Origin of the sequence: Nitratifractor sp., from assembly GCF_015487065.1 — a bacterium.
GTDB lineage: Bacteria > Campylobacterota > Campylobacteria > Campylobacterales > Sulfurovaceae > Nitratifractor.
Genome location: NZ_WFQN01000090.1, coordinates 1 through 4885, shown reverse-complemented (window position 1 = coordinate 4885; position 4885 = coordinate 1). Strand labels below are relative to the sequence as shown.

At 57.2% G+C, this 4885-nt stretch carries 3 protein-coding genes and 4 tRNA genes; 6 read left to right on the top strand and 1 reads right to left on the bottom strand.

Annotated elements, in window-relative coordinates; translation table 11 throughout:
• Positions 1–1964: isoleucine--tRNA ligase (gene ileS, locus F8I07_RS04750; RefSeq protein ID WP_292656410.1), on the bottom strand; the 1964-nt coding region annotated here is incomplete at its 3' end.
• Between the two features lie 278 nt (positions 1965–2242).
• On the opposite strand from ileS, the gene F8I07_RS04745 reads away from it, so the two are divergent.
• From F8I07_RS04745 to F8I07_RS04720, 6 genes are all read left to right on the top strand, one after another.
• Entirely contained in the window at positions 2243–3352 is a 1110-nt protein-coding gene (locus F8I07_RS04745; RefSeq protein WP_292656408.1) for a CinA family protein, read from the top strand.
• Positions 3353–3413: 61 nt separating this feature from the next.
• Positions 3414–3489: transfer RNA gene (locus F8I07_RS04740), tRNA-Lys, on the top strand.
• 40 nt (positions 3490–3529) lie between these two features.
• Positions 3530–3605: transfer RNA gene (locus F8I07_RS04735), tRNA-Glu, on the top strand.
• Between the two features lie 20 nt (positions 3606–3625).
• A tRNA-Val gene (locus F8I07_RS04730) sits at positions 3626–3701 on the top strand.
• A 10-nt stretch (positions 3702–3711) separates the two neighbouring features.
• Positions 3712–3788, top strand: a tRNA-Asp gene (locus F8I07_RS04725).
• Between the two features lie 154 nt (positions 3789–3942).
• Positions 3943–4827 carry a zinc ABC transporter substrate-binding protein gene (locus F8I07_RS04720; RefSeq protein ID WP_292656405.1) on the top strand — a complete coding sequence of 295 codons (885 nt, stop codon included), beginning with the start codon at positions 3943–3945 and terminating at the stop codon, positions 4825–4827.
• Positions 4828–4885 lie beyond the last annotated feature (58 nt).

Genomic DNA, 4885 nt, shown 5'->3' with positions numbered 1-4885 from the left:
GTCTGCTTGAGGATCCCGTCGCTGATCTTCAGATCGCTCTGATAGTCACTCAGCGCCACCCAGAGGCGCAGGATCTCCGAGCCGTACTGCTGGGTGACCTTCTGAGGAGCGACGACGTTGCCCCGGGATTTGGACATCTTCTCCCCATTTTCGTCCACGGTGAAGCCGTGGGTGAGGATGGAGCGGTAGGGGGGATGGAAGTTGATCGCGGAGCTGAGCAGCAGGGAGCTCTGGAACCATCCCCGGTGCTGGTCGCTTCCCTCCAGATACATATCGGCGGGGAACTCTCCGGCGTCGTAGTTGCGGGATTTGAGCACTGCGTTCCAGGTGGAGCCGCTGTCGAACCAGACATCCAAGATATCATTGACCTTCTCCAGCTCTTCGGGTTGGTAGCCGCTGCCGGGATAGAGAAGCTCCTCGATGGGACGGTCGTACCAGGCGTCACACCCCTCGTGCTCGAAAATGGCGGCAACGAAGTTGAGGACCTTCTCGTCCAGGATCACCTCTTTGGTCTTCTTGACCCGGAAAAAGGCGATAGGCACTCCCCACGTGCGCTGCCGGGAGATACACCAATCGGGACGTCCTTCGACCATGGAGCGCAGGCGGTTGCGGCCCCAGTCGGGGTAGAAGGTGGTCTCGTTGATCCCCTTCAGCGCCAGGCCCCGGAGCGTCTCTTCGGCTCCTTCGGGTTTTTCGTCCACGGCGATGAACCACTGTTTGGTCGCCCGGTAGATCACCGGTTTTTTGGTCCGCCAGCAGTGGGGATAGGAGTGGGAAAAGCGGCCCGCTTTGAGGAGGGAGTCGCCCAGGAGCTTGAGGATCTCTTCGTTGGCGTCGAAGACATGCATCCCCACGAAACGCTCCGGCTCGGGCAGGAGCTGATGGCCGATGACGCTCTCGTCGTAGCGTCCCTTGTCGTCCACCGGCATCAAGACTTCCAGACCGTATTTGAGCGCGGCGAAGTAGTCCTCCTCTCCGTGGCCGGGGGCGGTATGCACCGCGCCGGTCCCGCCGTCGAGCTCCACATGCTCTCCCAGGATGATATGGGAGCTGCGGCCGTTGAGGGGGTTGATGGCCAGTTTGTTCTCCAGCTCTTTGGCGGCGAATTTACGCACAGCGTGGCCCGAGACCACCCCCTCTTCGATCAGGGCGTCGTAGCGGCTCTCGGCGACGATATAGCCGTCATCGGTGAGGACATAGGTCTCGTCGGGGTTGAGGGCGATGCCGGTATTGGCCGGCAGGGTCCAGGGAGTGGTGGTCCAGATGACAATCGCCGCTTTGCCGTGAAGGTCCAGCTCCTCCTTGGCCTTGTCGGAAAGCTCGAAGGCGACATAGATGGAGTAGTCCTCTTTGTCTTTGTATTCCACCTCCGCGTCGGCCAGGGCACTTTCGGCGGCCCAGGACCAGTAGACCGGTTTGTTTCGCTCTACCAGCAGTCCCTTTTTTGCCACCTCGCAAAGGGTCCGGTAGATGTTGGCTTCGAATTTGAAATCCATGGTCACATAGGGGTTTTCCCAGTCGCCGATGACCCCGAGGGACTGGAAACCCTCTTTCTGGATGGCGATGTACTTGCTCGCATGTTCCCGGCAGAGCGCCCGGAACTCACTGACCGGCATGGCGTCTTTTTTCGCCTTGCCGATGCGCTCCTCGACCTTCTGCTCGATAGGCAGACCGTGACAATCCCAGCCCGGGGTGTAGCGGACCGCCTTGCCCTGAAAATAGTGGTGTTTGACGATGATGTCTTTGAGGATTTTGTTCAGGGCGTGGCCGATATGGATCTCGCCGTTGGCGTAGGGAGGGCCGTCATGGAGGGTAAACATCTCACAGCCCTGGCGCTGGGCCTTCATCCGCTCGTAGGCTCCCTGGCTGAACCATTTCCGGTAGCGCTCAGGCTCGTTTTTGGGCAGATTTCCCCGCATCGGGAAATCGGTCTTGGGCAGTAGCAGTGTCTCTTTGTAATCCATTCTAAATCGTCCTTCTCATCCGTATGTAAATTGCGGCGAATATCCCAAATCATGCAGGAGAATGTGCGTCAGATGCGTCGATGCTCGGTGGTAGGGGTGTCGGAGAGAAGCGCAGGCGCACTTGGAAAGTGCGTCGAGCATTCGCTTCGATCGCCCATGCCGCCGATGATCGATGCAGATGATGTGCCGGCTATTGCATGGTTTGGGATTATATCTTAAAGAGGGTTATGGATTCGTTATAATCATCTTATAGCCCTCATTACTCGAAGGAGTTGGCGATGACTCAATCACTGGAACTGATCTGCCTCGGTGTCGAAAGTTATGCACATCCCGTTCTCACTCCCTATTTGCTGCGGGAGATTGGAAAGCTGGGCCGGCGGATCGCTTCGATACAGAGGCTCCACACCCTCGATCCGGAGATCCCGATCCGGCTCCGGCAACTGTTGGAAGAGGGTTCCGGCCCCTGTCTGATTGCCGCGGACCCGGACCATTTTCCTCTGGTGGGGCGGATCCTTGCCACCCTCAAAGGCGAAGCAATGGTCCTTTCGGAGACGGGAACGCTCATTCCCGCTGATGCAAGAGAGGTTCGCCGGGACAGCTATCTTTTTCGCTTCGGAGAGCGGCTGATCAACGTCATCCGTGTCGAACCCGGGCGCAAGCTTCCCCAACTCCTCCTGGATCCGGAACCCCGGAAAACCTGGCAGATCTTTCCGGAAACGCCCGAGGAGCTCGAAGCGCTCCGACGTCTGGAGCTGGAGATAGCCGATTCGCTGGATCTGACGGAGATCCTCCCCGGCTGGATCCGAATCACAAGCTACCGTAGCACCTCCCCCACATCACTCACGCCGGAGAGACTGCGTCAGGTGACACCGCGGATCATTCCCGGCGACTCCCTCGTCGAATCCCTCATCGGCTACCTGGCCGCCGTCGGGAAACATATCACTTTTGCCGAAAGCTGCACCGGTGGGCTCCTTGCCGCCACCTTTACGGCCCAACCGGGGGCCTCGGATATCCTGGAAGGTTCCTACGTCACCTACGCCAACCGGATCAAATCGGGCTGGCTCGGCGTAAGCGATGCCACACTGCGGGAACATGGGGCGGTGAGCCGGGAGTGCGTCCTGGAGATGGCCGCCGGAGCTCAGCGCAATCTCCCCGCCGATATCGCCATTGCCATCAGCGGCATCGCCGGTCCCACCGGAGCGGTTCCCGGCAAACCCGTCGGCACCGTCTATCTCTGTTTGAGAAACGGTGAAGCAGTGCGTACAGAGCGACTGCAACTCCATGGGGACCGCAACGCCGTCCAGGAACAGACCGTCCTCTACGCCCTCAAATTTTTGGTCGAAAGTGAAAAAGAGAAAATTTTCAAATTTTTTGCCGAAAACTCTTGACAGGGTTTTTTTTCTGGGCTATAATTCTGCCCACTTAAAGCCACAGAGGCTTTTTGTTTCCGACCCGTTAGCTCAGTTGGTAGAGCAACTCCCTTTTAAGGAGTGGGCCCTTGGTTCGAATCCAAGACGGGTCACCACCAGATAGGTAATTTTTTTTGATGACTGTTTGGACTAGATGACCCTTTCATCTAGTGGCCAAGGATGCTGTGTTTTCCGCACAGACACAGAGGTTCAAATCCTCTAAGGGTCGCCAAATTCGATAAGTTGCCTGTCGGTCGCTTAGCTCAGTTGGTAGAGCGCCACCCTTACAAGGTGGATGCCAGTGGTTCGAGCCCACTAGCGACCACCACGGAAATCATGCGGCGGTAGTTCAGTCGGTTAGAATACCTGCCTGTCACGCAGGGGGTCGCGAGTTCGAGTCTCGTCCGCCGCGCCACGATTCATTTTTCTCCTTTTGATTGATTTATTTTATAGTGATTCCTCCTCCTTTATGTCGAACTATAAAATAGTTTAGGGGCCTCTACCTAGGCCCCGCTTTCCCTCCAATTCGCTATAATCCCTTTCATCATCCATCATTGCAAGGACATGCCGTGAAACTGCGTTTTGTTTTTTTCTCGCTCCTCTTGATTATGCTGCAGGCCCAGGCGAAACTCAATATCATTGTCAGCATTCCCCCCGAAAAATATTTTGTAGAACAGATCGCAAAAGATCATGCTCGGGTCACCGTCATGGTCCCGCCGGGCAGTTCCCCCCATACCTATGAGCCCAAAGCCTCCCAGATGCGTGCCGTCGGCGATGCTGATCTCTATTTTGCAATCGGAGTAGAGTTCGAGCGGGCCTGGCTGCCGCGCTTTCGTTCCCAAAATCCGAACCTGACTATCGTCGATCTCTCGCGAGCCGTCCAAAAAATCCCCATGACGGGAGGGCACGCGGAACACGGAGAGCAACATACATCCGGGGATGAACATGGTCATGAAGAGCATGGACTCGATCCCCATATCTGGCTCTCGGTACGCAATGTGCGGAAGATGGCTCCCTTGATCGAAAAGACCCTGGAGTCCAAAGATCCCTCCCACGTGGCGGAGTACCGGAAAAATCTGGCCGATTTCGAAAAGAATCTCCAGACGCTGGATCAGCAGATCCGGAAGATTCTCTCTCCCCTTCCCAAGGGAAGCGCCTTTATGGTGGTACATCCCTCCTGGGGCTATTTCGCCCGGGACTACGGCCTGCGTCAAATGCCGGTAGAGATCGAGGGCAAAGCCCCCAAACCGCGGCAGCTGATGCAGCTCATTGATGCGGCAAAGCGGGAGAAGATCAGGGCCATCTTCGTCCAGCCGGAGTTTTCCGACAAAAGTGCCCGGCTGCTGGCGGCGGAACTGGGGATTCCCGTGCTGAAGATCTCTCCCCTGGCAGAGAACTGGAACGACACCCTGCTCCGTCTCAGCCGTGCTCTGGCAGGAGAGCAACGCCCGTGAATGTCCTGCGTGTCGAAAACCTCCGCTTTGCCTACGATCGGGAACCGGTCCTGCAGGG

Excerpts from the sequence above, each read along its gene's own strand:
- F8I07_RS04745 (WP_292656408.1), top strand. The coding sequence starts at position 2,243 with ATGACTCAATCACTGGAACTGATCTGCCTCGGTGTCGAAAGTTATGCA.